Origin of the sequence: Pseudomonas sp. NFR16 (assembly GCF_900108875.1) — a bacterium.
GTDB lineage: Bacteria > Pseudomonadota > Gammaproteobacteria > Pseudomonadales > Pseudomonadaceae > Aquipseudomonas.
Window position 1 is genome coordinate 1 of sequence record NZ_FNYJ01000006.1, and the last position, 26,370, is coordinate 26,370.

24 protein-coding genes, 1 rRNA gene and 1 pseudogene are annotated in these 26,370 nt (G+C 59.9%); 8 read left to right on the plus strand and 18 right to left on the minus strand.

Going from position 1 to position 26,370, the window contains the following annotated elements:
• Positions 1-162 precede the first annotated feature (162 nt).
• A 5S ribosomal RNA gene (rrf, locus tag BMZ10_RS21175) occupies positions 163-278 on the plus strand.
• A gap of 129 nt (positions 279-407) precedes the next feature.
• On the opposite strand, the gene queD is transcribed toward rrf, so the two are convergent.
• Both queD and BMZ10_RS21185 read right to left on the minus strand, forming a co-directional pair.
• Entirely contained in the window at positions 408-764 is a 357-nt protein-coding gene (gene queD / locus BMZ10_RS21180) for a 6-carboxytetrahydropterin synthase QueD (RefSeq protein ID WP_093466775.1), read from the minus strand.
• A 101-nt stretch (positions 765-865) separates the two neighbouring features.
• Positions 866-1,948, minus strand: coding sequence for a patatin-like phospholipase domain-containing protein (locus BMZ10_RS21185; protein WP_093466777.1), 1,083 nt, complete (start codon positions 1,946-1,948; stop codon positions 866-868).
• Between the two features lie 154 nt (positions 1,949-2,102).
• Here BMZ10_RS21185 and BMZ10_RS21190 point away from each other — a divergent pair, with 154 nt between their 5' ends.
• The 7 genes and pseudogenes from BMZ10_RS21190 to BMZ10_RS21215 all read left to right on the plus strand — a co-directional run bounded on the left by BMZ10_RS21190 (position 2,103) and on the right by BMZ10_RS21215 (position 7,772).
• The gene (locus BMZ10_RS21190) at positions 2,103-2,411 is read left to right on the plus strand and encodes a PepSY domain-containing protein (protein WP_093466779.1); all 309 of its coding nucleotides are present in this window, start codon (positions 2,103-2,105) and stop codon (positions 2,409-2,411) included.
• A 62-nt stretch (positions 2,412-2,473) separates the two neighbouring features.
• Positions 2,474-2,740 carry a PepSY domain-containing protein gene (locus BMZ10_RS21195; RefSeq protein ID WP_093467870.1) on the plus strand — a complete coding sequence of 89 codons (267 nt, stop codon included), beginning with the start codon at positions 2,474-2,476 and terminating at the stop codon, positions 2,738-2,740.
• Complete coding sequence (locus BMZ10_RS21200) at positions 2,740-3,408, plus strand: response regulator transcription factor (RefSeq protein ID WP_093466781.1); 669 nt, start codon at positions 2,740-2,742, stop codon at positions 3,406-3,408. Before BMZ10_RS21195 ends, BMZ10_RS21200 begins: the two co-directional genes overlap by 1 nt.
• A complete protein-coding gene (locus tag BMZ10_RS21205) occupies positions 3,405-4,760 on the plus strand; it encodes a sensor histidine kinase (protein ID WP_093466783.1) in 1,356 nt (451 codons plus the stop codon). The genes BMZ10_RS21200 and BMZ10_RS21205 overlap by 4 nt, the downstream gene beginning before the upstream one ends.
• A 194-nt stretch (positions 4,761-4,954) precedes the next feature.
• Positions 4,955-5,686 (plus strand): annotated as a pseudogene (locus BMZ10_RS28385) (cache domain-containing protein); the annotation flags it as partial.
• 102 nt (positions 5,687-5,788) lie between these two features.
• Positions 5,789-6,544 carry a methyl-accepting chemotaxis protein gene (locus BMZ10_RS28390; protein WP_371266132.1) on the plus strand — a complete coding sequence of 252 codons (756 nt, stop codon included), beginning with the start codon at positions 5,789-5,791 and terminating at the stop codon, positions 6,542-6,544.
• A 163-nt stretch (positions 6,545-6,707) separates the two neighbouring features.
• Positions 6,708-7,772, plus strand: coding sequence for an AI-2E family transporter (locus BMZ10_RS21215; RefSeq protein ID WP_093466787.1), 1,065 nt, complete (start codon positions 6,708-6,710; stop codon positions 7,770-7,772).
• A gap of 66 nt (positions 7,773-7,838) precedes the next feature.
• On the opposite strand, the gene nuoN is transcribed toward BMZ10_RS21215, so the two are convergent.
• The 16 genes from nuoN to BMZ10_RS21290 all read right to left on the minus strand — a co-directional run bounded on the left by nuoN (position 7,839) and on the right by BMZ10_RS21290 (position 26,324).
• Positions 7,839-9,296 carry an NADH-quinone oxidoreductase subunit NuoN gene (gene nuoN, locus BMZ10_RS21220; RefSeq protein ID WP_093466789.1) on the minus strand — a complete coding sequence of 486 codons (1,458 nt, stop codon included), beginning with the start codon at positions 9,294-9,296 and terminating at the stop codon, positions 7,839-7,841.
• 7 nt (positions 9,297-9,303) lie between these two features.
• Positions 9,304-10,836, minus strand: a complete 1,533-nt coding sequence (gene nuoM / locus BMZ10_RS21225; RefSeq protein ID WP_093466790.1) for an NADH-quinone oxidoreductase subunit M — start codon at positions 10,834-10,836, stop codon at positions 9,304-9,306.
• Between the two features lie 52 nt (positions 10,837-10,888).
• Positions 10,889-12,736 (minus strand): NADH-quinone oxidoreductase subunit L, encoded by a 1,848-nt coding sequence (nuoL, locus tag BMZ10_RS21230; RefSeq protein WP_093466792.1) that lies wholly within the window; start codon positions 12,734-12,736, stop codon positions 10,889-10,891.
• Positions 12,733-13,044, minus strand: a complete 312-nt coding sequence (nuoK, locus tag BMZ10_RS21235) for an NADH-quinone oxidoreductase subunit NuoK (protein WP_093466794.1) — start codon at positions 13,042-13,044, stop codon at positions 12,733-12,735. The genes nuoL and nuoK overlap by 4 nt, the downstream gene beginning before the upstream one ends.
• 4 nt (positions 13,045-13,048) lie before the next feature.
• Entirely contained in the window at positions 13,049-13,549 is a 501-nt protein-coding gene (gene nuoJ, locus BMZ10_RS21240; RefSeq protein WP_093466796.1) for an NADH-quinone oxidoreductase subunit J, read from the minus strand.
• A gap of 9 nt (positions 13,550-13,558) precedes the next feature.
• Complete coding sequence (nuoI, locus tag BMZ10_RS21245; protein ID WP_062380730.1) at positions 13,559-14,107, minus strand: NADH-quinone oxidoreductase subunit NuoI; 549 nt, start codon at positions 14,105-14,107, stop codon at positions 13,559-13,561.
• Positions 14,108-14,118: 11 nt separating this feature from the next.
• Positions 14,119-15,111: an NADH-quinone oxidoreductase subunit NuoH gene (nuoH, locus tag BMZ10_RS21250; RefSeq protein WP_093466798.1), complete on the minus strand. Its 993-nt coding sequence runs from the start codon at positions 15,109-15,111 to the stop codon at positions 14,119-14,121.
• A complete protein-coding gene (nuoG, locus tag BMZ10_RS21255; protein ID WP_093466800.1) occupies positions 15,108-17,825 on the minus strand; it encodes an NADH-quinone oxidoreductase subunit NuoG in 2,718 nt (905 codons plus the stop codon). Before nuoG ends, nuoH begins: the two co-directional genes overlap by 4 nt.
• A 138-nt stretch (positions 17,826-17,963) precedes the next feature.
• Positions 17,964-19,322 (minus strand): NADH-quinone oxidoreductase subunit NuoF, encoded by a 1,359-nt coding sequence (gene nuoF, locus BMZ10_RS21260; RefSeq protein ID WP_093466802.1) that lies wholly within the window; start codon positions 19,320-19,322, stop codon positions 17,964-17,966.
• On the minus strand, positions 19,319-19,816 hold the full coding sequence (gene nuoE / locus BMZ10_RS21265; protein WP_093466804.1) for an NADH-quinone oxidoreductase subunit NuoE: 498 nt from the start codon (positions 19,814-19,816) through the stop codon (positions 19,319-19,321). Before nuoE ends, nuoF begins: the two co-directional genes overlap by 4 nt.
• A 2-nt stretch (positions 19,817-19,818) precedes the next feature.
• Positions 19,819-21,600 (minus strand): NADH-quinone oxidoreductase subunit C/D, encoded by a 1,782-nt coding sequence (gene nuoC / locus BMZ10_RS21270; protein WP_093466806.1) that lies wholly within the window; start codon positions 21,598-21,600, stop codon positions 19,819-19,821.
• A gap of 74 nt (positions 21,601-21,674) precedes the next feature.
• Entirely contained in the window at positions 21,675-22,349 is a 675-nt protein-coding gene (locus BMZ10_RS21275) for a NuoB/complex I 20 kDa subunit family protein (RefSeq protein ID WP_007929186.1), read from the minus strand.
• A 10-nt stretch (positions 22,350-22,359) separates the two neighbouring features.
• On the minus strand, positions 22,360-22,773 hold the full coding sequence (locus BMZ10_RS21280; protein ID WP_062380742.1) for an NADH-quinone oxidoreductase subunit A: 414 nt from the start codon (positions 22,771-22,773) through the stop codon (positions 22,360-22,362).
• A 488-nt stretch (positions 22,774-23,261) separates the two neighbouring features.
• Entirely contained in the window at positions 23,262-24,587 is a 1,326-nt protein-coding gene (gene aceA / locus BMZ10_RS21285; protein WP_093466808.1) for an isocitrate lyase, read from the minus strand.
• 87 nt (positions 24,588-24,674) lie between these two features.
• Positions 24,675-24,812, minus strand: a complete 138-nt coding sequence (locus BMZ10_RS27755) for a hypothetical protein (protein ID WP_177182186.1) — start codon at positions 24,810-24,812, stop codon at positions 24,675-24,677.
• 723 nt (positions 24,813-25,535) lie between these two features.
• Positions 25,536-26,324, minus strand: coding sequence for a secretin N-terminal domain-containing protein (locus BMZ10_RS21290; RefSeq protein ID WP_093466810.1), 789 nt, complete (start codon positions 26,322-26,324; stop codon positions 25,536-25,538).
• Between the last annotated feature and the right edge of the window lie 46 nt (positions 26,325-26,370).

Sequence of the window (26,370 nt, forward strand, 5' to 3'; positions counted from 1 at the left end):
CTTGACCATATAACACCCAAGCAATCTGCGACTCGGACGAGCACAGATTGCGGTGACTGTGAAGACGACACGCACCGAAAGTTTGCAGCATACAGGCCAGACCTGATCACATACCCGATTGGCTGAAGCGCGGCCCCAGGCCTCGGTTCGGTACCCGAATTTCTTGACGACCATAGAGCATTGGAACCACCTGATCCCATCCCGAACTCAGAAGTGAAACGATGCATCGCCGATGGTAGTGTGGGGTTTCCCCATGTGAGAGTAGGTCATCGTCAAGATTAAATTCCAGAACCCCATTTGCGAAAGCAGATGGGGTTTTGTTTTTGCGCGTGAAAAATCTGCGGCCCCGATAAAAATCCCACCTACAAAAAAACCACCCGAAGGTGGTTCTTTTACTTCATCGCCGATCAGTCTCCGCGATACACGCAACCGCTTGTACATGTTTCGTGGATACGGATGGCCGACAGCTCGGGTAACAGCGGCTTCAATTCATTCCAGATCCATTTCACCAGCACTTCACTGGTTGGATTCTCCAGACCGGGAATGTCATTCAGATAGTTATGGTCCAGGCGCTCGTACAGAGGCTTGAAGATGGTTTTGATTTCTGAAAAATCACGAATCCATCCGGTTTGAGGGTCGGGTTCGCCTTGAAGGTAAATGGCAATGCGGAACGAGTGACCGTGCAAACGCCCACACTTGTGGCCTTCCGGTACGTGGGGGAGGCGATGGGCGGATTCGAACGTAAATTCTTTAAAAATTTCCACGATGTGAACCTTAAAAAGTGGCGATCGCCAGAGCGATAAATGCAGAGCGCGAGTTTACCAGCAATGGTTTCCCAAGGGACAGGCGGAACCTGACCGCCTGGTTAAACCAATGGCTGAAGCCGTTCTGCCAATCGACCGGTATCCACCAGCTCCACAAACTCATCCCCCAGTCGCTGGCTGTTTTCCATTGCGGTGCGCCAATAACGCTGGCGTTCTGCGTCTTTACCCATGAACCGCTTGAAGTCGCTTCGATCAGGCAGCTTTCCAAGCGGCAAGGTCGACAGGTATTCGCGCGAAGGCGCCAGCAGCAATACGTCCTGCAAGCGGTTCAAATCGCCTCGACGCCATGGCAGGGCTTTGTCGAACCAGCCCGGTATGATTTTGTCGGTGAAATGCGGATACAGAACGATGTCACTGCCGCTGTACGGTAGATCAAGGTGGTAATCCAGAAGTCCCCCGTCGCGGAAGGTGCCGGGTCCGACGCCCGGGATATCCATCACGCCCTGCATGACCATGGGAATGGAGCCCGACGCCAACAGGGCCAGACGCAAGTTTGACGTTTTCAGATGCAGACACCGTGAAGGGAAGTCGGTCAATGCCAGTAGGGGAGGGGCCCGACGCGCGTCGTGGAGGATCAGACGCTCAAAATGCCTCGAAAGCCGGTCGCGGCCCAGTAGGTTGCTGGCGATGACCGAAGACAATCCCAATCCCAGTCCACGTCGATCATCCTGCGCAAGCAGCCCATGACTTTTGACGATCATGATATTCAGGCGATAGTGCGGGTTGCTGAGCACGTTCGCATCGCGCCCTTGCAACAGATCATCGAGCATTTTGACGCAGCTCTGACTCACCTGTGCCATGGTCACGCCTTTGGCGAAGCTCTGCTCGTTATATAGCCTGCCGAGTAGCTTGAGGCCTTCGACAGGGTCAGGAAGACAGGCGCTTGCGAAACGCCACGAGCCGATCGACGCGCCGATCAGCGAGCGTTCGCGTTTGGCGCGTGGGAGCCATTCGCCAAACAGCGCCAGGTCCAGTCCCTGGATACCTAGTGCCTTGGGGCCGCCCGCGGCGCCGGGAATGATGCCGACGTCTTGCGGAGCAAGGCCCTGATCGCGAATGCGGGCGATGGCTCTTTTGCCGGCCTTTATCGTGAGCGCCGGCGTTTTGATGTGAATGGCGCTCATGGATGCTCCTTGGAGAACGGCGCAAAGTGAATGATCTGAAGAGCCGGGGCAACGGCAAGCGGTGATGGCACCTAGCCAGATAAATTCAGTTTTAATTAAGTTCGTGCGTTTATCGTAAAGGTCGTAAACATTACTACGAGAACGGAGAACTACGATGAAAACGTTGACGGCTTTTTTCGCTGCATCTGCCCTTACTGTCGCGGCTGGTTACGCTCAGGCGCGGGATCTTGGCCCGGATGAGGCGCTGCGTCTGCGCGATGCAGGTACTATTCAGTCTTTCGAAAAACTCAACGACGCGGCGCTGGCCAAGCATCCCAAAGCGAACATCACCGAGACCGAGCTGGAAGAGGAATATGGCAAATACGTTTATCAGGTTGAGCTGCGCGACGCCAAGGGTGTCGAGTGGGATGTGGAGATCGACGCGGTCAGCAGCCAGATCCTCAAAGATCATCAGGACACCTGATGATCGCCAGTAAGCGCCCCGGCACATGTGTCGTTCACTGGTTGCTGGCAACCTGCGCCGTCATGTTCTGCATGATGTGCGCGGCGCGGGACCTGGACCAGGATGAGGCGCTGCAATTGCGCAGGCAGGGCGTCATCTTGCCCTTGGAGCAATTCATCGAACAGGCACTGGGGCGCTATCCCGGTTCAAAGCTCCTGGAAGCGGAGCTCGAAGAAAAGCATGACGTGCTGGTGTATGAAATCGAGTTGTTGACCTCGGATCACGTGGTCCGCGAGCTGAAATTCGATGCCAGCGACTGTCGTTTGCTGGAAGACAAGGAAGATGATTGATGCGTTTGTTACTGGTTGAGGATCATGTACCGCTGGCCGATGAGCTGATGAGCACGTTGAACCGCCAAGGCTATGCGGTGGACTGGCTTGCCGACGGCCGAGACGCTATTTATCAGGGGGCCAGCGAGCCTTACGACTTGATTGTGCTTGATCTGGGACTGCCGGGCATACCGGGCCTGGACGTGTTGCAGAAGTGGCGTGCGGACGGGTTGGCGACTCCGGTTCTGATTCTGACGGCTCGTGGGTCATGGGCTGAGCGTATCGAAGGGCTCAAAGCCGGTGCCGATGATTACCTGACCAAGCCCTTTCATCCCGAAGAACTGCAACTGCGCATTCAAGCGCTGTTACGCCGCGTCAGGGGGCTGGCTAATCAACCGACATTGCAAGCAGCCGGCCTGCATCTGGATGAAGGACGGCAGTGCGTCAGCCGGGAGGGCGAGGAGATTCAGTTGACGTCCGCGGAGTTTCGCCTGTTGCGATACTTCATGCTTCATCCGGAGCAGATTCTCTCCAAGAGTCACCTGGCCGAGCACCTCTATGACGGCGAGAGCGAGCGTGATTCCAACGTGATCGAGGTGCACGTCAACCACCTGCGGCGCAAGCTGGGTCGAGCCGTCGTGGAGACGCGGCGAGGCCAGGGCTATCGGTTTGGTGGGGCCGGCGGGTGAGGTCGATCCAGCGCCGCCTGAGTCTTGGTTTGATCAGCGTTTTGCTGATCGTCGGGCTGGTTCTGGCGCAGATCAGCCTTTGGCTGTTCGAAATCGGCCTGCAGCGCTACCTCGAATCCGGTCTGCGCAATGAAAGTGAATCTTTGCTGGTCGCCCTCGTTCGAGGTCCAGATGGCCTGCAACTCGATGAACACCGCCTTTCGCCGGGGTATCAGCGTCCGTATTCCGGTCATTATTTCCGCATTGATTTTGACGGCGGGCACTGGCGTTCAAGGTCTTTGTGGGATCTGGAACTGCCACAGCCTGAGCATCCCGGGCTGCATGCCAACCTTGAGTTGCAGAAGAGTCATCAGTCGCTGTTGTTGCTGCATACCGAATACCGCAAATTCGGCCAGAAGATCGCCATCACAGTGGCTCAGGACTACACGCCAGTCCAGGCCAGCTTTGCTCTCGTCAAACAAATCGGTTTAGGCCTCGGCCTCGCTGCGCTGGTGCTGATTCTCATCCTTCAGCGAGTGACGGTGAGGCGTGCCCTGAAGCCTCTGGATACCGCTCGCGAGCAGCTTTTTCAGCTTCAGCAAGGGCAGCGTTCGCAGCTTGACGAAAGCGTACCACTCGAACTTGCCCCCCTTGTGGCGCAGATCAACCATCTGCTGGCTCACACTGAGGACAGCCTCAAGCGCTCGCGCAACGCGCTGGGTAACCTGGGGCATGCGCTGAAAACCCCGCTGGCGGTTTTGATGAGTCTCGCCGAGGGCCAGGCGCTGGAGCAGCAGCCGCACGTGCGCGCTACTTTGCGTGATCAGTTGCAGCAGATTCAGCAGCGTCTGGAGCGCGAACTCAACCGCGCGAGATTGTCAGGCGATGCGTTGCCCGGTGCGCGTTTCGATTGTGGCGCCGAGTTACCGGGGTTGTTCTCCACGCTGCGCATGATTCATGGCGAGCACCTCGATCTCAGCGCTCAGGTCGCGCAAGGGCTGATCCTGCCTTGGGACCGTGAAGACATCCTCGAGCTGCTTGGCAATCTGATGGACAACGCCTGCAAATGGGCAGACAGCCAGGTCCGGCTGACGATCACCCTGGACGCTCAGGGCTACAGCCTGATGATCGATGACGACGGTCCGGGTATTCCCGAATCTCGTCGTGATGAAGTGCTTGGACGTGGCAATCGCCTGGACGAACAGGTGAACGGCCACGGGCTGGGCCTGGGGATCGTCAAAGACATTGTCCAAGCCTGGGACGGGGTAATTCAGTTGTCGGACAGCTCCCTCGGCGGCCTTTTGATTCGAATCGATCTGCCTGAGCGCCATGCGCTGCAATCGTCCCGCTCGGAACCGTCCGAGTCGCTTTGATTGTGCGACCCTGTTGTGTGACCTCAACTTTCGTGGGACCGGGCCGTTAACCGAAGAGGAGCCCCACGGCGTAATGCACACAACAATAAAGGGTCACGACTTCTATGCGGCTAAATCTCAAAGCCAGGTTACTTTCGCTCGCGGTATTGCCCGTGTTGCTGTTCGCGCTGATCGTCAGTGCCAGTACGGTCTTGATGTTGCGCGAGCAGGCGCGGCGCGACGTTGAAGAAACGCGACAGCACTTGCTCGCCGAAGCCAAGACGACACTGCAGAGTTACGTGGCGGTCGCGATGGGCACCATCAAGCCGCTGTATGACGCGTCGGCTCCGGGCGACCTGGAGGCCCGCGCCCAAGTCATCAAGATGCTCTCTCAGGTCAATTACGCCAAAGACGGCTACTTCTTCGGCTACGACTCGCAGGCCGTTCGCCTGTTCAAGGGCAGCAGCCCCGACGGCATCGGCAAGAGCTTCAAGGATGCCCGCGATCCTAACGGCGTTTACGTCAACGCAGGTTTGGTCGAGGTCGCGAAAGCGGGCACCCATTATCTGGAATATTCGTCTCCGTTGCCCGGCTCAAGCGATCTGGTGCCCAAGCTGGGCTATTCCGAGTACTTGCCTAAATGGGACATGGCGGTCGGTTCCTCGGTCAACCTGGACAACATCGACGCCAAGGTTGCCGAGGTTCGCAAGAACGTTGCCGAGCGCATGCAGAGCATGTTGGTCAGCATCATCGGCATCACGCTGCTGGTCCTGGCCGTCATCGCGGTGGTCGGTGTCTGGATGGCGGGAAGTATCCTGCGCCCGTTGCGACTGATGAAGGCCAATCTGGACGATATTGCTGCCGGAGAGGGCGACCTGACGCGACGGCTGGCGGTGTCGTCGCAGGATGAACTGGGCGAACTGGCCAGCTCGTTCAACCGTTTTGTCGACAAGATTCACGGTCTGGTGAAGCAGATCGCCGAGATGACCGGGCAGTTGACCGGACTCGTCAGCGATGTCACTCATCAGGCGCAGCGCTCGGAACAGGCGATGGAACGTCAGCGGCACGAGACCGATCAGGTCGCGACCGCGATCAATCAGATGTCGGCGGCCGCGCAGGAAGTCGCGAAAAGCGCGCAGGGTGCCTCGGTGGCGGCGCAGCAGACCGATGCGCAAGGACAGGCCGCCAAGCGGGTCGTCGATGGCAGCATTCAGCAGATTCACGCGCTGGTGAGTGACATCCGCCACAGCGGTACCTCGCTGGACAGCCTGCAGAACGATGTGTCGTCGATTGTCGGCGTGCTGGCTGTTATCCGTTCCATTGCCGAGCAGACCAATCTGCTGGCCCTCAACGCCGCCATTGAAGCGGCCCGGGCAGGTGAAGCCGGGCGCGGGTTCGCGGTGGTCGCCGACGAGGTTCGTGCTCTGGCCAGTCGCACTCAGCAAAGCACCCAGGAAATCCAGGGCATGATCGACCGGCTGCAGCAAGGCACGCAAGGCGCGGTGGCCGCGATGCGACGCTCAAGCGATGCCGGAGACGGCACGTCTGCACAGGCCAATGAAGCCGGAGCGTCCCTGGACACGATCGGTCAGTTGATCGGCACGATCAATGCGATGAACGCACAGATCGCCAGCGCTGCGGAAGAGCAGACGGCGGTGGCCGAGGAGATCAATCGCAGCGTGCATCAGATCGCGGTGGCGGTTGAAAGCGTCGCGGAAGAAACTCGCCATGGCGCCACGACTTCGCGCAACCTGACCGCGCTGAATCAACGGCTCGGCCAGTTGGTAGGACAGTTCCGAATCTGAGGTTAAACAAGCGGATGGAGACGGTGGGGCTTATCGGGTCCTCCGCCTTCATCGCGCTGCTTTCATGTCTGTTAGCGCAGTGTTACAGGTGGCACTCCTGTAGCGATTGGCGGACTAATAATCAGGCCGTGCGTTCAGCGCGGCTCGATGACATGGAAGAGACATGAACGAGACTTCGCTACAAAACAAAACCCTCATGCTGCTGTTGGTGCTGGTGACCATTGCCTTCATCTGGATTCTGCTGCCGTTCTACGGCGCCGTGTTCTGGGCCGTCGTGCTGGGCATCATCTTTGCGCCGCTGCAGCGACGGCTGTTGGCGCGTTTCGGCTGGCAACGCAACCTCACCTCATTGTGCACGTTGATGGTGTGTCTGGTGATTGCGATCCTGCCGGTGATCATCATCGGCATGTTGATGGTCCAGGAAGGCGCGGCGCTCTACAAAAGTGTGGAAAGCGGGCAGCTGGACGTTGCCAAGTACCTTGCAGAATTCAAGGCTCTGCTGCCGCCATCGCTTCAGCACTGGCTCGATCGTCTGGGCATGGGCGATTTCAAAGGGCTGCAGGACAAAATCTCGAAGACGGCCATGCAAGGCAGTCAGTACCTCGCCACTCAGGCCTTCAGCTTCGGTCAGGGCACTTTCGACTTCGTGGTGAGCTTCTTCGTGATGCTCTATCTGTTGTTCTTTTTCCTGCGCGATGGGCAGGACCTGACGCGCAGGATCCGCATCGCCTTTCCGCTGGCTGAGCCGCAGAAGCGTCGACTGCAGCTCAAATTCACCCGCGTGGTGCGTGCGACGGTCAAAGGCAATGTCGTGGTCGCCATCACTCAGGGAGCATTGGGCGGGCTGATTTTCTGGATTCTTGACATCCCGAGTGCACTGCTCTGGGCTGTGCTGATGGCATTTCTGTCGCTGCTGCCGGCAGTAGGCGCGGGCATCGTATGGGCCCCGGTTGCGGCCTATTTTCTGTTGAGCGGCATGGTCTGGCAGGGCGTGGTGCTGGGGCTGTTCGGTGTCTTCGTAATCGGGCTGGTGGATAACGTGCTGCGTCCCATTCTGGTGGGCAAGGACACACGGATGCCGGATTACCTGATTCTCATCTCGACGCTGGGCGGCATGGCTGTGTTCGGCCTGAACGGGTTCGTGATCGGTCCGATGGTCGCGGCATTGTTCATGTCGACCTGGGGTTTGTTCGTGGGAACTAAAAAGACGGTGCGATTGCCCGGTTAGCCACTTGGGCATGACCATAAAAAAACCCTGCTCCAGAGCAGGGTTTTTTTATACCTCAGCCGACCATCACAGTCCGGCGTGTTGCACCAGGCTCAACAGCGGCTGTGGGTAGACGCCGAGGAAGAACGCCAGCAGCGTAATGCCCAACAGCATTACACCACCGGCACGTTGCGCCCAATTGAATGGGGCATCGTGGCGCTGGATCTTCGAGTCCTGCAGATACAGCGTGACCATCACCCGCAGGTAGTAGAACACGCCGATCGCGCTGCCGATGACCAGCGAGGCCGTCAGCCACCACAGGTGCGCTTCGACACCCGTCGCGATGATGTAGAACTTGCCGATGAAGCCTGTGGTCAGCGGGATACCCGCCAGGGACAACATCATCACGGTCAGTACAGCGGTCAGGTACGGACGACGCCAGAACAGGCCGCGGTATTCAAACATCGCATCTGCGTCGCGACCGCTGTAAGGCGAAGACATCAGCGTGACCACGCCGAACGCGCCCAGGCTGGTCAGCACGTACGTCACCAGATAGACACTGATCGCCTCGACCGCCAGACCTTTGCTCGCGACCATTGCGATCATCAGATAACCGAAGTGAGCAATGGATGAGTAACCGAGCAGGCGCTTGAGGTTGCTCTGGGTCAGCGCCAGCAGGTTGCCGATGATGATCGATGCGACGGCGATGACTGACATCACATCGGACAGCACGCCACTGGTGGCGGCCGGCGAAATCTGGAACAGACGGACCAGCACGCCGAACACGGCGACCTTGCTCGCGGTGGCCAGGAATGCGGCGACCGGCGCAGGGGCGCCTTCGTACACGTCCGGCGTCCACAGGTGGAAGGGCACCAGCGACAGCTTGAAGCCCAGGCCGATCAGCATCATGCCCAGACCCAGGCTGGCAATCGGGCTCGGCAGGCCGGTGGCCGCGATGGCCTTGCCGATTTCGCTGAAGCCCAGGCTGCCGGCTTCGGCGTACAACAGCGCCATGCCGAACAACAGAAACGCCGATCCCGCCGCCGACAGCACCATGTACTTGATACCGGCTTCCAGCGAGCGTTTGTTGAAGAACGCGTAAGCCACCAGACCGTAGACCGGCACCGACAGCAGCTCCAGGCCGATGAACAGGCTCGCCAGGTGTTGCGCAGCGACCAGCACCATGCCGCCAGCGGCCGCCATCAGGATCAGCAGATAAAGCTCTTCGCGGTTGCCCGGGTAGCCGGCCTTGCCTTCACCTAGGTAGGCGTGCGCCAGGGTGACACACGCCAGCGTCGAGACAAGGATGATGCCGATGTACAGAAGGGCAAAGCTGTCGATCTGCAGCAGGGGAGTGACCACCAGCGGCGCGACTTTGAGGGCCGGGTAGATCGACAGCAGGGCCAGGTTGAGTCCTGCCACGGTCAGCAGGAACGATTGCGAGTGGTTGCGACGCCATGCGATACCGAGCATCACCACGACAACGGTGAGGCTGGTGATCAGCAGCGGCGCCAGCGCAATAAAGTGTTGAATCGTCAGGTCCATAGCGCTCTTACCGGGCCGAAGCGAGTTGAGTGAAGGCGGTGCCGAGCCATTGCTGCACGCCATGCATGGTCGCCGAGGAAGTGTCCAGGATCGGCTGCGGGTAAATACCCAGCAGAACCAGCAACACGGCCAGGCCCAGCACCATGATCATTTCCCGTCCGTCCATGCCTTTGTAGACCGTATCGGTCTTGGCAGGACCGAAGTAGGCGCGGTGGATCATGATCAGCGAGTAGACCGAACCGAACACCAGACCGGAGGTGGCAATCGCCGTGATCCATGGCGCACTGACGAAGCTGCCGATCAGGATCAGGAACTCGCCGACGAAGTTGCCGGTGCCCGGCAGACCCAGAGAAGCGGCCGCAAAGAACAGGCTGATGGCCGGCAGGTAAGCGATCTTGTTCCACAAGCCGCCCATCTCACGCATGTCACGGGTGTGCAGACGCTCGTACAGCTGGCCGCTGAGGATGAACAGCGCCGCGGCTGACAGACCGTGCGCCAGCATCTGAACCACGACACCTTGCAGCGCCTGCTGGCTGCCGGAGTAGATACCGATCAGCACGAAGCCCATGTGCGAGACGCTGGAGAACGCGATCAGACGCTTGATGTCGGTCTGGGCGAAGGCCAGGAAGGCGCCGTAGAAGATCCCGATCAGGCCGAGGATCATCGCGATCGGGGCGAATTCTGCCGACGCGTTCGGGAACAACGGCAGGGCGAAACGCAGCAGACCGTACGCAGCGGTCTTGAGCAGAATACCCGCCAGATCCACCGAACCTGCGGTCGGCGCCTGGGCGTGAGCGTCAGGCAGCCAGGAGTGCAACGGCACGATCGGCAGCTTCACCGCGAATGCGATGAAGAAGCCCAGCATCAGGATGTATTCGGTACCGTTGGACAGCTTGGTCTTCAGCAGGTCGGCGTAGCTGAACGTGATCACGCCGGTCTGGTTGAAATTCACCAGCACCAGACCCAGGATCGCCACCAGCATGATCAGACCGCTGGCCTGAGTGAAGATGAAGAACTTGGTCGCGGCGTAGATGCGGGTCTTCTTGCCGTCTGCCGAGCTGTGACCCCAGAGCGCGATGAGGAAGTACATCGGCACGAGCATCATTTCCCAGAAGAAAAAGAACATGAACAGGTCGATGGCCAGGAACACGCCAACGACGCCGCCCAGGATCCACATCAGGTTCAGGTGAAAGAAGCCGACGTTACGCTGGATCTCTTTCCACGAGCAGAGTACCGAGAGGATACCCAGCAGGCCGGTCAGCAGGATCATCAGCAGCGACAGACCGTCGAGCGCCAGATGCACGCTGATGCCGAAGCGCTGGATCCACTGGGCCTTGAATTCGACCGCCCAGGTCGGATCGACGCCGGGAGCCGGTGCGTAGCTGTACGTACCGGTGCTCCACAGCCACAGACCCAGTGCGGTCAGGAGGGACATCGTAACCAGCGCAATCCAGCGCGGCAGGGTAGGGCCGAAGCGCTCACCTTGCCAGCACAGCAGGCCGCCGATAAAGGGGATCAGGATTAGCCAAGGCAGAATCATGACGGGCTCAATTCCTTTCGCAAAGTCGCAAGGTTCATGTCAGATCGACTCATCAGACCAGCACGATCGCGCCGAGTACCAGTACGGCACCTGCAGCGATCGAAGCGGCGTACCAGCGGAGCTGACCGGTTTCAGTGCGGCTCATCAAGCCGTTACCGGCTTTGACCAGACGCGGGATCAGGCCGATTGTGTGGTCGAGCGGATCGCCACGCAGAATGCGGCTGATAGCCAGGTATGGTTTGACGAACAGCACGTCGTAAACCCAGTCGAAGCCCCATGCCGCAAACCACCAGGCAGACAGGAAACGACCCGGTCCGCTGTTGGCGATGGCAGTGACCAGACGACGCTTGCCGAGGAACAGCAGCGCTGCCAGCAGGATCCCGGCCAAGGCGATGGCGCCCGAGGCGATTTCCAGGCTGTGCTTGGCTTCGCCGCCCGCATGACCCGCGCTTTCCGGCAGCACGCCGGCCAGTGGCGGATGAATCCAGGCGCCGATGAAAGTCGACAGCACGATCAGCACGCTCAGCGGCAACCAGTGGGAGATCCCGTGGCCGGCATGAGCTTCGGTCTTCGCTTCGCCGTGGAAGGCGATGAAGATCAGGCGGAAGGTGTACAGCGAGGTCATGAAGGCACCGACCAGACCTGCGTACAGCAGATACTGATGGCCGCTGGCGAAGGCTTCCCAGAGAATTTCATCTTTGGAGTAGAAGCCCGCAGTGACCAGAGGCAATGCCGCCAGAGCCGCGCCGCCGACGATGAAGCTGGCGTAGGCCAGTGGCAGTTTTTTCCACAGGCCGCCCATCTTGAAGATGTTCTGCTCGTGGTGGCAGGCGACGATCACCGCACCCGAAGCAAGGAACAACAGGGCCTTGAAGAACGCGTGAGTCATCAGGTGGAAGATCGCGCCTTCCCAGGCGCCCACACCCAGCGCCAGGAACATGTAGCCGATCTGGCTCATGGTCGAGTAGGCGAGGATACGTTTGATGTCGGTCTGAACCAGTGCCGCGAAACCGGCCAGCACCAGGGTCACACCGCCGACGATGCCGACCAGGTGCAAGATGTCCGGCGCCAGGGCGAACAGGCCGTGGGTACGGGCGATCAGGTAGACACCGGCGGTCACCATGGTTGCCGCGTGGATCAGTGCGGAAACCGGGGTAGGACCGGCCATCGCATCCGCCAGCCAGGTCTGCAGCGGCAGTTGCGCGGATTTACCGACAGCGCCGCCCAGCAGCATCAGGGTCGCCAGCACGATCCAGAAATCGCCGACCTTGAAGTGCTGCGGTGCACGGACCAGCAGTTCCTGAATGTTCAGCGTGCCCAGTTGCTGGAACAGGATGAACAGGCCGATGGCCATGAACACGTCGCCGATGCGGGTGACGATGAAGGCTTTCAGTGCCGCGTTGCCGTTGTTGCGGTTGCTGTAATAGAAACCGATCAACAGGTACGAGCAAAGGCCCACGCCTTCCCAACCGAAGTAGATGAACAGCAGGTTGTCGCCCAGGATCAGGAACAACATGCTGGCAATGAACAGGTTGGTGTAGGCGAAGAAGCGCGAGTAGCCATCTTCACCGCGCATGTACCAGGACGCGAACAGATGGATCAGGAAGCCCACGCCGACCACGACGCCCAACATGGTGATGGACAGGCCATCCACATACAGCGCGAAGTTGGGGTCGAAGCCGTCCACCGACATCCATTGCCACAGCACCATCGTCAGGTGGCCGCCTTCAGGCGGTGCGACGTTGAACTGGAAGATCACGTAGGCGGCGACGATGGCCGACAGACCAATGGAGCCGACGCCTACCAGGGCCGAGAGGTTTTCCGACCATTTGCCGCGAGAGAACGACAGCAGCAGGAAACCGATCAGGGGGAATACGAAAGTCAGAAAGAGTAGGTTCATCCGCGCATCTCGCTGGCAGCGTCGATATCGAGAGTGTGGAAGCGGCGATACAGTTGCAGCAGGATCGCCAGGCCGATACTGGCCTCGGCTGCGGCAAGGCTGATCACCAGAATGAACATGATCTGACCGTCAGGCTGCGCCCAGCGGCTGCCCGCCACGACGAAAGCCAGCGCGGACGCGTTCATCATCACTTCCAGGCTCATCAACACGAACAGAATGTTGCGGCGTACCAACAGGCCCGCCAGGCCGAGGCAGAACAGGATGCCGGCGACGGCCAGCCCGTGTTCCAGAGGAATTTGTGCATGCATGGGATTACTCCTTCGCCTCGTTGCGGCCGACATGGAACGCCGTTACCGCTGCGGCGAGCAGCAGCATCGAGGCGAGTTCGACAACCAGCAGGTAAGGACCGAACAGGCTGATGCCGACCGCCTTGGCATGCACGGTGGTGTGACCGATACCGGCACCGGTGGAGTTGGCGAACAGCACGTACAGCAGCTCTGCCAGCAGCAGGCCGCCCAGCAGGATCGGGCCCAGCCAGATACCGGGTTTGAGCCATGCGCGTTCTTGCTGAACCGAGGCCGGGCCCAGGTTCAGCATCATCACCACGAACACGAACAGCACCATGATAGCGCCGGCGTAGGCGATGACTTCCAAAGCGCCGGCGAACGGAGCGCCGAGACTGAAGAAGGTCATGGCCACGGCGATCAGCGAAATGATCAGGTAGAGCAGGGCGTGCACCGGGTTCGTGTTGGTGATCACCCGCAGGGTGGCCACAACAGCGATGCCGGATGCGAAATAGAAAGCGAATTCCATCTTTCTTCCTTAAGGCAGCAAGCTCTTGACGTTGATGGGCTCGGCTTCGTTCTGGGCAGCGCCTTTCGGCTTGCCGGCGATCGCCATCCCCGCAACGCGGTAGAAGTTGTAGTCAGGGTTCTTGCCGGGGCCGGAGATCAGCAGATCTTCTTTCTCGTACACCAGATCCTGACGTTTGAACTCGGCCATTTCGAAATCCGGCGTGAGCTGGATCGCGGTGGTCGGGCAGGCTTCTTCACAGAGACCGCAGAAGATGCAACGCGAGAAGTTGATGCGGAAGAAGTCCGGGTACCAGCGGCCGTCTTCGGTTTCCGCTTTCTGCAGCGAGATGCAGCCGACCGGGCAGGCCACGGCGCACAGGTTGCAGGCCACGCAGCGCTCTTCGCCGTCGGGATCGCGGGTCAGGACGATGCGGCCACGGTAGCGAGGCGGCAGGTAAACCGCTTCTTCCGGATATTGCAGGGTGTCGCGCTTACGGAAGCCATGGCCGAAGACCATGATCAGGCTGCGCAGCTGGGTACCCGTACCCTTAACGATGTCGCCGATATATTTGAACATGGGTCAAATCCTCACTGAGCCGCCAAGACGACCGCAGCGGTCACTAGCAAATTGATCAGGGTCAGTGGCAGGCAGAACTTCCAGCTGAAATCCATCACCTGGTCATAACGCGGACGCGGAATGGAAGCGCGCAGCAGGATGAACAGCATGATGAAGAACGCGGTCTTCAGGACGAACCACATGAACGACAGTTGCGGCAGGATGTTGAACGGGCCGTGCCAGCCACCGAAGAACAGGGTCACCAGCAGCGCCGAGATCAGGATGATGCCGATGTACTCACCGACGAAGAACATGCCCCATTTCATGCCGGCGTATTCAATGTGGTAACCGTCGGCCAGTTCCTGTTCCGCTTCCGGCTGGTCGAACGGGTGACGGTGAGTCACGGCGACGCCAGCGATGAAGAAGGTGCAGAAGCCGAAGAACTGCGGAATGATGAACCACAGATGATCGGCCTGGTACTGAACGATGTCGCCCATGTTGAACGAGCCGACCTGAACGATGATGCCCATCAGGGACAGGCCCAGGAACACTTCGTACGAGACGGTCTGAGCCGAGGCCCGCAAGCTGCCGAGCAGCGCGTACTTGTTGTTCGACGACCAGCCTGCGAACAGCACGGCGTAGACCGAAAGACCGGCCATCGCGAAGAAGAACAGCAGGCCGATGTTCAGGTCCGCGACAACCCAGGTCTGGGTGACCGGGATGATCGAGAACGAGATCAGCAGCGCGCTCATGGCCACGACTGGCGCCAGGGTGAAGATCATCTTGTCGACGAAGGGAGGGTTCCAGTCTTCCTTGAAGAACATCTTCAGCATGTCGGCGGCAATCTGGAACATACCGAACGGACCGACGCGGTTGGGACCGTAACGGTCCTGCCACCAGCCCAGCAGCCGACGCTCGACGAAGCTGAGCAGGGCGCCGCAGACCACCACGGCCAGCAGCACCACGATGGCCTTGATGACGGCGATGATCGAGTCGATCACCTCAGGGGTAAACCATGTGGTCATTGTGCTGCCTCCTGCAGACCTTCAACGGTTTTCCCGGCCAGTGCCGGAGGAATGCCCGCCAGACCCGATGGCAGCGCCACCAGACCGGCGCCCAGTTCTTCATTGATGCGCAGTGGCAGACGCAGGGTCTGGCCGGCAACGTTGAGGCTGAGCATGGCACCGTCGTTGACGCCCAGGCGGTCCGCTTCGGACTTGGCCAGTGCGACGTAGGCAGCCGGAATACGTTCCTGAACCGGCGCGGCTTTGGACGAGTTCTCGTCGCTGCCGAACAGGTGGTAGAACGGCACGACCTGCCAGGTCCCTTGAGCAGGGGAGAATGCGCGCGGCACGCTGGCGAACCAGCTCAGGTTGTCGCCGCTGCTTTCGATCAGGCGCACGCCCGGATCGCCCGCACGCAGATGACCACCGACTTCGTCCTGGAACTTGTTCCAGGCCTGTGGCGAGTTCCAGCCCGGCGACCAGGCGAACGGCACCTGAGAGCGAGGCTCGGCCGAGCCCGAGTAGCCTTCCATCGAGAACGAGAACGCAGTGTCCTTGTCTTGCGAGGTGCGCGGTTCATGCACGCTGATGTTGGCGCGCATGGCGGTACGGCCACTGTAGCGCAGCGGTTCACGGGCCAGTTTCAGACCCTTGATGCGGAACGCAGCGGACGGTGCGGCACCGACGATGCCGGCCAGTTGCGCGTTGCTCGCAGCACAGGCTTCGGTGACGTGGTCCAGTTGAGTCCAGTCGACCGGCTTGTTCAGCAGGGTCGCGCGCAGGGCATGCAACCAGCGCCAGCCTTCATGGATCTGGATGCTGGCGTCAAGGTAAGTCGGATCGTAGACCTGGAAGAAACGCTGAGCGCGGCCTTCCTGGCTGACCAGCGTGCCGTCGCCTTCCGCGAAGCTGGCGGCTGGCAGCACAAGGTGCGCGCGATCGGTGGTCGCGGTCTTCTGGTGGTCGGCAACGATCACCACTTTCGCGGCCTTCAATGCAGCCTCGACCGTCGCGGCATCGACGCGGGTGAACAGATCGTTTTCCAGCACGACGATGGCGTCGGCCTTGCCCGAGATCACCGCTTGCAGCGCGTCATCGACCGAATCGCCACCGAACAGGGTCAGGCCCATGCTGTTGGCTTCCGGCACGACCAGGCTGAGCGAGCCGTTCTTGTCGCGCAGCTTCAGGGCCTTGGCGATGTTCGCGGCCGCTTCGATCAGCGCGTCTGAACCCAGCGAGGCACCGGAGACGATCAGCGGACGCTTGGCTTCGAGCAGGGCAGTGGCGATGCGCTGAGCGAGTTCCAGCGCTTCGCTGTCCAGACCCACGACCGCCGGTGCGCTCGGGTCGATGGCATGCGCCACGGCAAAACCGATGCGCGCCAGGTCGTCAGGGGCGGCATGCACGCATTCCTCGGCGATGTCGTCCAGGCGGGTTTCAGCCAGGCTGGCGATGAACAGCGGGTTCATCTCGTGCTGACCGATGTTTTTCACCGCAGCGTCGAGCCATGGCTGGACTTTCATCGCGGCGGCCATGTCTTCGGCCTTGTTCTTCACCAGTTGACGCAGACCGAGGGCCATGCGCGCTGCCGTCTGAGTCACGTCTTCGCCAAGGATGAACACGGCATCGTGCTCTTCGACTTCGCGCAGGGTCGGGATGGGCAGCGGGCTGTCCTTCAGGACCTGGGCGATCAAGCGCAGACGCGCAAGCTCACCGGCTTCGATGCCCGAGTAGAAATGCTCGGCACCGACCAGTTCGCGCAGGGCGAAGTTGCTTTCGAGGCTGGCGCGAGGCGACCCGATGCCGACGATGTTGCGACCGCGCAGCATGTCGGCGGCCTTGTCCAGCGCAGCGTCCAGGCTCAGCTTGACGTTGCCTTCGGCCAGCAGCGGCTGACGCGGACGGTCCTTGCGATTGACGTAGCCGTAGCCGAACCGGCCGCGGTCGCAGAGGAAATACTGGTTCACCGAGCCGTTGTAGCGGTTCTCGATACGGCGGATTTCGCCATAACGTTCGCCCGGGCTGATGTTGCAGCCGCTGGAGCAGCCGTGGCAGATGCTCGGCGAGAACTGCATGTCCCACTTACGGTTGTAACGCTCGGAGTGCGTCTTGTCGGTGAACACACCGGTCGGGCAGACCTCGGTGAGGTTGCCGGAGAACTCGCTTTCCAGCGTGCCGTCTTCGACGCGACCGAAGTACACGTTGTCGTGGGCGCCGAAGACCCCGAGGTCGGTGCCACCGGCGTAGTCTTTATAGAAGCGCACACAGCGATAGCAGGCGATGCAGCGGTTCATCTCATGCGCGATGAACGGCCCCAGCTCCTGATTCTGGTGGGTGCGCTTGGTGAAGCGATACCGGCGCTCGTTGTGGCCGGTCATCACGGTCATGTCCTGCAGATGGCAGTGACCGCCTTCTTCACAGACCGGACAGTCGTGAGGATGGTTGGTCATCAGCCATTCGACGACGCTGGCGCGGAACGCCTTGGATTCTTCGTCGTCGATGGAGATCCAGGTGTTGTCCGTGGCTGGCGTCATGCAGGACATGACGATACGACCACGGGTGTCGTTCTCGTCGGTGTACTGCTTGACCGCGCACTGGCGACAGGCGCCAACGCTGCCAAGGGCTGGATGCCAGCAGAAATAAGGGATGTCGAGCCCCAGCGACAGACAGGCCTGTAACAGGTTGTCTGCGCCATCGACTTCGAGCGCTTTGCCGTCTACGTGGATAGTAGCCATGGTTCAAAGTTCTTCGTTGGCCCGGTGTCAGCGGGCGTGGCTAATGGAATCTCGGTGCTGCTCCGATTCAGTCAGCCCGGTGGGCGCAATCGGAGCGAAGGTCAGCGGCCTTGCGGGCCACTGACCGGTCTGTCTTTTTTATGCGCCCGCGATCGTCGGGCTCTTGACCTGATTGAGGTCGCCAGCCCGTGCAGGTGCGATGCCTGCTTCAAATTCCGCACGGAAGTATTTGATCGCGCTGCCCAGAGGTTCCACGGCGCCCGGTGCGTGAGCGCAGAACGTCTTGCCTGGGCCGAGGAAGTTGACCAGCCCCAGCAGCGTCTCGATATCGCCCGGTTGACCCTGGCCTTTTTCGAGGGCGCGCAACATTTTCACGCTCCATGGCAGACCGTCGCGGCAAGGGGTGCAGAAACCGCACGACTCCTGGGCGAAGAACTCTTCCATGTTGCGCAGCAGCGAAACCATGTTGACCTTGTCGTCCACCGCCATCGCAAGGCCTGTACCCATCCGGGTGCCGACCTTGGCCACGCCGCCAGCATAGAACTGGCAATCGAGGTGTTCAGGCAGAAGGAAACCGGTACCGGCGCCGCCTGGCTGCCAGCACTTGAGCTTGTAGCCGTCACGCATGCCGCCTGCGTAGTCTTCGAACAGCTCGCGAGCGGGCAGGCCGAATGGCAGCTCCCAGATGCCCGGGTTCTTCACCTTGCCGGAGAAGCCCATCAGCTTGGTGCCGTGGTCTTCGCTGCCTTCGCGGGCGAGCGACTTGTACCAGTCGTTGCCGTTGTTGACGATGGCCGGGACGTTGCACAGGGTTTCGACGTTGTTCACGCAGGTCGGCTTGCCCCACACGCCGACGGCGGCAGGGAAGGGCGGCTTGGAGCGCGGGTTGGCGCGGCGGCCTTCCAGGGAGTTGATCAGTGCAGTCTCTTCACCGCAGATGTAACGCCCGGCGCCGGTGTGGACGAACAGCTCGAAATCGAAGCCAGTGCCCAGGATGTTCTTGCCCAACAGACCCGCGGCCTTGGCTTCGGCCACGGCGCGATTCAGATGTTTGGCGGCGGTGACGTACTCGCCACGCAGGAAGATGTAGCCGCGGTAGGCTTTCAGGGCGCGGGCACTGATGAGCATGCCTTCCACCAGCAGATGGGGCAGTTGCTCCATCAGCATGCGGTCTTTCCAGGTGTTCGGTTCCATCTCGTCCGCGTTGCACAGCAGGTAGCGGATATTCAGGGATTCGTCTTTGGGCATCAGGCCCCATTTCACACCCGTGGGAAAGCCTGCGCCGCCACGACCTTTGAGGCCGGAATCCTTGACCGACTGAACGATTTCGTCAGGCGATTGCTGGGCGAACGCTTTGCGGGCAGCGGCATAGCCGTCTTTGGCCACGTACTCGTCGAACCACACCGGCTCGCCGTCGTCGCGCAGACGCCAGGTCAGCGGGTGAGTTTCCGGCGTACGGGTAATCAGGTTGGCCGGGCCGAAGGAAGTGATGGTCATACGTAACCCTCCAGCAGCTGGGCAACGCCCGCCGGCTGCAGATTGCCGAAAGTATCGTCGTCGATCATGACCGCCGGTGCCTTGTCACAGTTGCCCAGGCAGCAGGCCGGCAGCAGCGTGAAACGGCCGTCGGCAGTGGTCTGGCCCAGGCCGATGCCCAGCTTGCTCTGGATTTCGCCGACGATGTCTTCGTGACCGGCGATGAAGCAGACCATGCTGTTGCAGACGCGGATGATGTGACGGCCAACCGGTTGACGGAAGATCTGGCTGTAGAACGTGGCTACGCCTTCAACGTCACTGGCCGGGATGCCCAGCACTTCGCCGATCGCATAGATGGCGCCGTCCGGCACCCAGCCGCGTTCTTTCTGAACGATCTTCAGGGCTTCGATGGACGCCGCGCGAGGGTCCTCGTAGTGATGCATTTCGTGCTCGATGGCCGAGCGCTCGGATTCGCTCAGGGCGAAACGGTCTGTCTGGATAAGCGTGCTGTTCATGCTTAGCGGTCCACGTCGGCCATAACGAAGTCGATACTACCCAGGTACGCGATCAAGTCCGCGACCATGCTGCCTTTGATCACCGAAGGGATCTGCTGCAGGTGCGGGTAGCTTGGGGTGCGAATCCGGGTACGGTAGCTCATGGTGCCGCCGTCGCTCGTCAGGTAATAACTGTTGATGCCCTTGGTCGCTTCGATCATCTGGAAGGATTCGTTGGCCGGCATGACCGGACCCCACGAAACCTGCAGGAAGTGCGTGATCAAGGTTTCGATGTGCTGCAGCGTGCGCTCTTTGGGCGGCGGCGTGGTCAGCGGATGGTCCGCTTTGTACGGGCCTTCCGGCATGTTGCGCAGGCACTGGTCGATGATCCTGATGCTCTGGCGCATCTCTTCGACGCGGACCATGCAGCGGTCATAGGCATCGCCGTTGTGCCCCAGTGGCACTTCGAATTCGAAGTTCTCGTATCCGGAGTAAGGGCGTGCCTTGCGCAGGTCGAAGTCGCAGCCGGTCGAGCGCAGGCCGGCACCGGTGACGCCCCATTCCAGCGCTTCTTTGGTGTTGTAGGCGGCGACGCCGATGGTGCGCCCTTTCAGGATGCTGTTCTGCAGCGCAGCCTTGGTGTATTCGTCCAGGCGCTTGGGCAACCACTCGACGAAGTCCTTGACCAGTTTGTCCCAGCCGCGGGGCAGGTCATGTGCGACGCCACCGATGCGATACCAGGCCGGGTGCAGGCGGAAACCGGTGATCGCTTCGATCACCGTATAGGCTTTCTGCCGGTCGGTGAAGGTGAAGAACACCGGCGTCATGGCGCCCACGTCCTGAATGTAGGTCCCCAGGAACAGCAGGTGGCTGGTGATGCGGAAGAACTCGGCCATCATGATGCGGATGACATCGACCTTCTCGGGCACCTTGATGCCGGCCAGTTTCTCGACTGAAAGCACGTACGGCAGGTTGTTCATCACCCCGCCCAGGTAATCGATACGGTCGGTGTAGGGAATGAAGCTGTGCCAGGACTGACGCTCGGCCATCTTCTCGGCACCACGGTGGTGGTAGCCGATGTCCGGAACGCAATCGACGATCTCTTCACCGTCCAGTTGCAGCACGATGCGGAACGCACCGTGGGCCGAAGGGTGGTTCGGGCCCAGGTTGAGGAACATGTAGTCCTCGTTGGTCCCGGAACGCTTCATGCCCCAGTCTTCCGGACGGAAGCGCGCGGCTTCTTCTTCCAGTTGTTGCTTGGCCAGCGTCAGGCTGTACGGGTCGAATTCGGTGGCGCGGGCAGGGTAGTCCTTGCGCAGCGGGTGACCTTCCCAGGTCGGCGGCATCATGATGCGGCTCAGGTGCGGGTGACCCGGGAAATCGATCCCGAACATGTCCCACACTTCACGCTCGTACCAGTTGGCGTTCGGCCAGATGCTGGTGACGGTCGGCACGCTGAGGTCGCCCTCGGACAGCGCGACCTTGATCATCACGTCACTGTTACGTTCCACCGACAGCAGGTGGTAGAACACGGTGAAGTCAGCGTCCGGCAAGCCACGGCGCTTGGTACGCAAGCGTTCGTCAACGCCGTGCAGGTCGTACAGCATCGAGTACGGCTTCGGCACATTGCGCAGGAACGTCAGGATTTCGAACAGTCTTGCACGCGCCACCCACAGCACCGGCATGCCGGTGACGGTGGACTGGGCGGTGAACGCCTCGGCGCCAAAACGGTTGTGGAGTTCAACGACGACATCTTGGTCGTCAGCCTTGTAAGGCGGGATGTACAGAGCGGTGTCTGCAGTCATAGGTCTCGATCGCTATCGGTCAACGTACAGAATGAACCCAGGTTCAGGCTTCTTTTTGTAAAAGAAAACCTGGATCAGACTTCGTCGGGGCTGCGCAGGTTTGTGACCTGAATACGCTGTTCGCGGCGCTGTTCCTTCTGCGACGGCATCTCGGCGCGGTACACGCCTTGGTCGCCGACGACCCAGGAAAGAGGGCGACGCTCCTGGCCAATGGATTCCTGCAACAGCATCAGGCCTTGCAGAAATGCCTCTGGACGGGGCGGACAGCCGGGCACGTAGACATCCACAGGCAGGAACTTGTCCACGCCCTGCACAACGGAATAGATGTCGTACATGCCACCGGAGTTGGCGCACGAACCCATGGAGATGACCCATTTAGGCTCGAGCATTTGCTCGTAGAGACGCTGGATGATCGGCGCCATCTTGATGAAGCAGGTACCGGCAATAACCATGAAATCCGCCTGACGCGGCGATGCCCGGATCACTTCGGCGCCGAAGCGCGCGATGTCGTGGGGCGCCGTGAAGGCGGTGGTCATTTCCACGTAGCAGCAGGACAGACCGAAGTTGTACGGCCAAAGGGAGTTTTTGCGACCCCAGTTGACGGCACCGCTCAGCACGTCCTCGAGCTTGCCCATGAAGATGTTTTTGTGGACTTGATCTTCTAACGGATCGGAAACGGTTTCCCGTTCGCCGATGGGGTACTGCTCGTTAGGAGCATCCGGGTCGATCCTGGTGAGATTGTATTGCATTGCCAAAGCCTCATTGTTTTAGCTTCGCCTGCCGGTTACGACGACCAACGGGAGCCCAATCGAGCGCCCCTACCCGCCATAGGTAGACAAGACCTGCCAACAGAATTGCTATGAAAACGAGAGCTTCGGCGAAGCCGGTCCAGCCACTTTCGCGGACGGACACAGACCAGGCGTACAGAAAGAGGGCTTCGATATCGAAAATCACGAACAGCATCGCGACCAGATAGAATTTTGCGGAGAGCCGCAGGCGGGCGCCGCCTGTAGGCAGCATGCCGGATTCGAACGGCTCGTTCTTGCTGCGGCCCCAGGCTTTGGAACCCAGCAGGCTGGAGAGGCCGAGCATGAAGGCACAGAGGCCGATGACGCCCAAAAGGAAAATGGCGAAGCCCCAGTTGTGGGCAATCAAACCTGTCGATTCGGGCATGCTGGCAGTCCTTAACAGAGAGCAAAGGTCTCTGAGCTTGAAAAGAAGTAGAAGCAGTGACGATATGTCGCAGTGCGATCAATTCCGGGATTTTATGTGCAAAAGGTGGGCAAGTAAATTTTCTGCATCAAATTTATTCGTAGGATTAATGAGATAAGTCATGGTTTTGGTGCGCGGGGCCTGATGGGACGGGCATTAGGGGCCGTTTTGTTAATTATGTTTCACACCCGCGGTAATGAAAGTCGTGGTCATCGAATGATAATTAATATCATTTGAGCACCTTTATGCATCTGTCACTGCGCTGTGACAAAGTTGGCCTTAATGCTGGCCGTTGAATGGCGAGATATATGGGGCTCAGGTTAATTAACTTGCGCGGGTTGATTCGATGTGCCTATCAGATAACGGTTGACTGCTTAGGTCGATCGTTGCTTCTGCGTCCCAAACAGAAAGCCGCCCGAAGGCGGCTTTCTGGTAATTGCGTAGAGCGCTTAGTGAAACTGCTCTTCTTCCGTCGACCCGGTCAATGCGGTCACCGAGGACTGACCGCCCTGGATCACGGTGGTCATGTCGTCGAAGTAGCCGGTGCCCACTTCCTGCTGGTGCGCCACAAACGTATAGCCCTTCGCCGCATCGGCGAACTCCTGCTCCTGAAGCTTCACGTAGGCCGTCATGTCGTTGCGAGCGTAGTCGTGCGCCAGGTTGAACATGCTGTGCCACATGTTATGGATGCCTGCCAGCGTGATGAACTGGTGCTTGTAGCCCATCGCCGACAGCTCGCGCTGGAATTTGGCGATGGTCGCGTCGTCCAGGTTCTTCTTCCAGTTGAAGGAAGGTGAGCAGTTGTAGGACAGCAGTTGGTCCGGGTATTCCTTTTTGATTGCTTCGGCGAAGCGGCGGGCTTCGTCCAGATCCGGTTTGGCGGTTTCACACCAGATCAGGTCTGCATAAGGCGCGTATGCCAGGCCACGGGCGATGGCCTGATCCAGACCCGCGCGCACTTTATAGAAGCCTTCGGGCGTTCGGGTGCCGGTCACGAACGGTTTGTCATACGGATCGCAGTCGGACGTCAGCAAGTCGGCGGCGTTGGCGTCGGTGCGCGCCAGGATGATCGTCGGCACCCCCGCAACGTCGGCGGCCAGTCGTGCTGCCACCAGCTTCTGCACCGCTTCCTGAGTCGGGACCAGCACCTTGCCGCCCATGTGGCCGCATTTCTTCACCGAAGCCAGCTGGTCTTCGAAATGCACGCCGGCAGCGCCCGCTTCGATCATGCTCTTCATCAGTTCGTAAGCGTTCAGCACACCGCCAAAGCCGGCTTCGGCGTCAGCCACGATCGGCGCGAAATAGTCGATATACCCTTCGTCACCTGGGTTCTTGCCGGCTTTCCACTGGATCTGGTCGGCGCGACGGAATGAGTTATTGATGCGCTTGACCACGGTCGGAACCGAATCCACCGGGTACAGCGACTGATCGGGGTACATCGACTCCGCAGAGTTATTGTCGGCGGCCACCTGCCAGCCCGACAGATAGATCGCCTGAATCCCGGCCTTGACCTGTTGCACCGCTTGACCGCCGGTCAGGGCGCCCATGCAGTTGACGAAGTCTTTGTCGGGACGGAAGGACGGCTTGGCGCCTTGAGTCACCAGATTCCAGAGCTTTTCAGCGCCCATTTTCGCCAGTGTATGTTCAGGCTGGATCGAGCCACGCAGGCGGACGACGTCAGCAGCGGAGTAGGTGCGGGTTACGCCTTTCCAGCGTGGATTCTCGGCCCAGTCTTTCTCGATGGCTGCAATTTGTTGTTCGCGTGTCAGTGCCATGGGGGTAAACCTCGTCGCTTGGTCTTGTGGGTCTTGAGGTGAAGCGCCTTGCTCCGCCGGGGGGCCTTGCATTTATTCAAGGCGCACTTATGGCTGCTCACTGGACAGGAAAGCATGTGGATTGCCTGAATTCTTTTCGCGGTCACGGTGGTGAAGCGATGACGCCGCCTTTTGGGCGAAAATGATACAAACCGGCTCAATCTGGTTGAGTTTGAGCGCGATCATGAGGCGTTCTGTAGCGCCTCCTGTCAGTGGGAGCGAGGTCATCATGCCTCGGCATTTTCGCCTCGTCAAACACTTTGTAGTGCTTTTTTATTCGTACTACATTATTCGTCGAAAACGACTCGCCAGTCAGATTCGGGCTTTGAGGTCCAGATCGCACAAGTCAGCTACAGGACTGGGCGGTCACGGGATGAAGGGAATTATGTAGTGCGTAAATGCGCACTACATAGCAGGCTGGAAATGGATCGATTGCATCGCAGGAAGACCAGCTTTTGCTATGCCGGATAATCCAGCCGCATCGCTGTGGAAGTGAGCTTGCTCAAGAAAAGGTCGGTACATCCGTTGGAGGTGCGGTGACAGGTAGTCAGTCCTCGCGAGCAAGCTCGCTCCCTCGGGATTTGTGTCTGACTGGAGGGTTGGGGAGCCTGGAGATCTTGTGGGAGTGAGCCACAGGCTTTGAAGCCGCTTCGATCAACGGCCTGATACCCGATGCCTTCCCGGCTGAAGCCGGTGCTATGAAAAGCTTGCCTTGTCTGTAGGACCGGCTTCAGCCGGGAAGAGGCCGGTGCATCCGCTGGAGATGCTGTGACAGGTCGTCAGTCATCGCGAGCAAGCTCACTCCTACAGGTTTGAGTCCCAGCTCGGATGCCAGGTAATGCCGCAGCATTCGGATGAGAGCGTCAGCTTAGACGCCGGTGATGCTGCAACATCCCGGTGGGTGTGGGGTCAATCGAGGCTGTCGACTTTCACGCGCAGGGTCATGTCGTCCCGGCCTTGAGTGGAATAGCGCTGTGTTACCCCCTGTTCGTTGGCGCGGGACTGATCGCTCACCCCGGCCAGGGTGATCCATTCACCCAGTCGACCGCTGACCTGAGTGTCGGTGCTCTGCACCTTGATGGCGTCGGCGCGCTGTTGGCTCATGCGGTCGTTGTTGGTGGTGATGCTCAGGTGAACGGTGTCGCCGCTGACGTTGGCGGTGACGTAGAAACCTTGTGTCACGTTGCGATATTGCGTGTTCGTCTGCGGGTAGCCATAGCCGTCCGACTGCACGGTGGTGATGGGAATGCTCTGGCCCACCTGAATCAGTGCGGGCGTGCCCTCGTTGGCCTGAACCTGTTGCTGGCCGCCGTCACGGCTGGCCGTGCCGTAGTTGATGATGCGCGTCTGACCGTTGACGCCGGTGCGGCCGTTTTGCGACCGAACGGTGCCGTTGACCGAATAACCCTGATCGTTCTGCACAGTGCTGTCGCTGGTGTCGACCGTGATCAGCAGGCGCCTCGGCGCGGTGTCCAGTTGAGACAGCAGGTCGCGCAACTCACTGATCTTGCCCGGCTCGGCGTTGACGATCAGCTTGTTGCCGTAAGCATTGACGGTGCCTTCGTTGCCCAGAAAGGATTTCACCGTCGGCATCAGGTCATCGCTGGTGCGATTGTTCAGGGGGATGACTTCAGTGGCGGCAACTGCCGCGAAGCTGCAAGCCAACAGCATTGAAGCGAGCAGGGTGCGTAACGACATCGGTGAGTTCTCCGCGAGGGCACATCAAAGCAGTGAGTTTGCCAGT

What these genes read in the sequence shown, in the direction of transcription:
- nuoN (WP_093466789.1), bottom strand. Translation starts at nt 9,296, where the DNA reads ATGGACCTGACGATTCAACACTTTATTGCGCTGGCGCCGCTGCTGATC.
- nuoF (WP_093466802.1), bottom strand. Translation starts at nt 19,322, where the DNA reads ATGACCATCACTTCCTTCGGCCCGGCCAACCTGATTACCCGTACGCCG.
- nuoH (WP_093466798.1), bottom strand. Translation starts at nt 15,111, where the DNA reads ATGACCACATGGTTTACCCCTGAGGTGATCGACTCGATCATCGCCGTC.
- nuoE (WP_093466804.1), bottom strand. Translation starts at nt 19,816, where the DNA reads ATGAACAGCACGCTTATCCAGACAGACCGTTTCGCCCTGAGCGAATCC.
- BMZ10_RS21200 (WP_093466781.1), top strand. Translation starts at nt 2,740, where the DNA reads ATGCGTTTGTTACTGGTTGAGGATCATGTACCGCTGGCCGATGAGCTG.
- nuoM (WP_093466790.1), bottom strand. Translation starts at nt 10,836, where the DNA reads ATGATTCTGCCTTGGCTAATCCTGATCCCCTTTATCGGCGGCCTGCTG.
- BMZ10_RS28390 (WP_371266132.1), top strand. Translation starts at nt 5,789, where the DNA reads ATGGAACGTCAGCGGCACGAGACCGATCAGGTCGCGACCGCGATCAAT.
- BMZ10_RS21195 (WP_093467870.1), top strand. Translation starts at nt 2,474, where the DNA reads ATGTTCTGCATGATGTGCGCGGCGCGGGACCTGGACCAGGATGAGGCG.
- BMZ10_RS21190 (WP_093466779.1), top strand. Translation starts at nt 2,103, where the DNA reads ATGAAAACGTTGACGGCTTTTTTCGCTGCATCTGCCCTTACTGTCGCG.
- BMZ10_RS21275 (WP_007929186.1), bottom strand. Translation starts at nt 22,349, where the DNA reads ATGCAATACAATCTCACCAGGATCGACCCGGATGCTCCTAACGAGCAG.
- nuoI (WP_062380730.1), bottom strand. Translation starts at nt 14,107, where the DNA reads ATGTTCAAATATATCGGCGACATCGTTAAGGGTACGGGTACCCAGCTG.
- nuoK (WP_093466794.1), bottom strand. Translation starts at nt 13,044, where the DNA reads ATGCATGCACAAATTCCTCTGGAACACGGGCTGGCCGTCGCCGGCATC.
- BMZ10_RS21290 (WP_093466810.1), bottom strand. Translation starts at nt 26,324, where the DNA reads ATGTCGTTACGCACCCTGCTCGCTTCAATGCTGTTGGCTTGCAGCTTC.
- nuoJ (WP_093466796.1), bottom strand. Translation starts at nt 13,549, where the DNA reads ATGGAATTCGCTTTCTATTTCGCATCCGGCATCGCTGTTGTGGCCACC.
- aceA (WP_093466808.1), bottom strand. Translation starts at nt 24,587, where the DNA reads ATGGCACTGACACGCGAACAACAAATTGCAGCCATCGAGAAAGACTGG.
- nuoG (WP_093466800.1), bottom strand. Translation starts at nt 17,825, where the DNA reads ATGGCTACTATCCACGTAGACGGCAAAGCGCTCGAAGTCGATGGCGCA.
- nuoC (WP_093466806.1), bottom strand. Translation starts at nt 21,600, where the DNA reads ATGACTGCAGACACCGCTCTGTACATCCCGCCTTACAAGGCTGACGAC.
- BMZ10_RS21185 (WP_093466777.1), bottom strand. Translation starts at nt 1,948, where the DNA reads ATGAGCGCCATTCACATCAAAACGCCGGCGCTCACGATAAAGGCCGGC.
- BMZ10_RS21215 (WP_093466787.1), top strand. Translation starts at nt 6,708, where the DNA reads ATGAACGAGACTTCGCTACAAAACAAAACCCTCATGCTGCTGTTGGTG.
- BMZ10_RS27755 (WP_177182186.1), bottom strand. Translation starts at nt 24,812, where the DNA reads ATGATCGCGCTCAAACTCAACCAGATTGAGCCGGTTTGTATCATTTTC.
- BMZ10_RS21280 (WP_062380742.1), bottom strand. Translation starts at nt 22,773, where the DNA reads ATGCCCGAATCGACAGGTTTGATTGCCCACAACTGGGGCTTCGCCATT.
- nuoL (WP_093466792.1), bottom strand. Translation starts at nt 12,736, where the DNA reads ATGAACCTACTCTTTCTGACTTTCGTATTCCCCCTGATCGGTTTCCTG.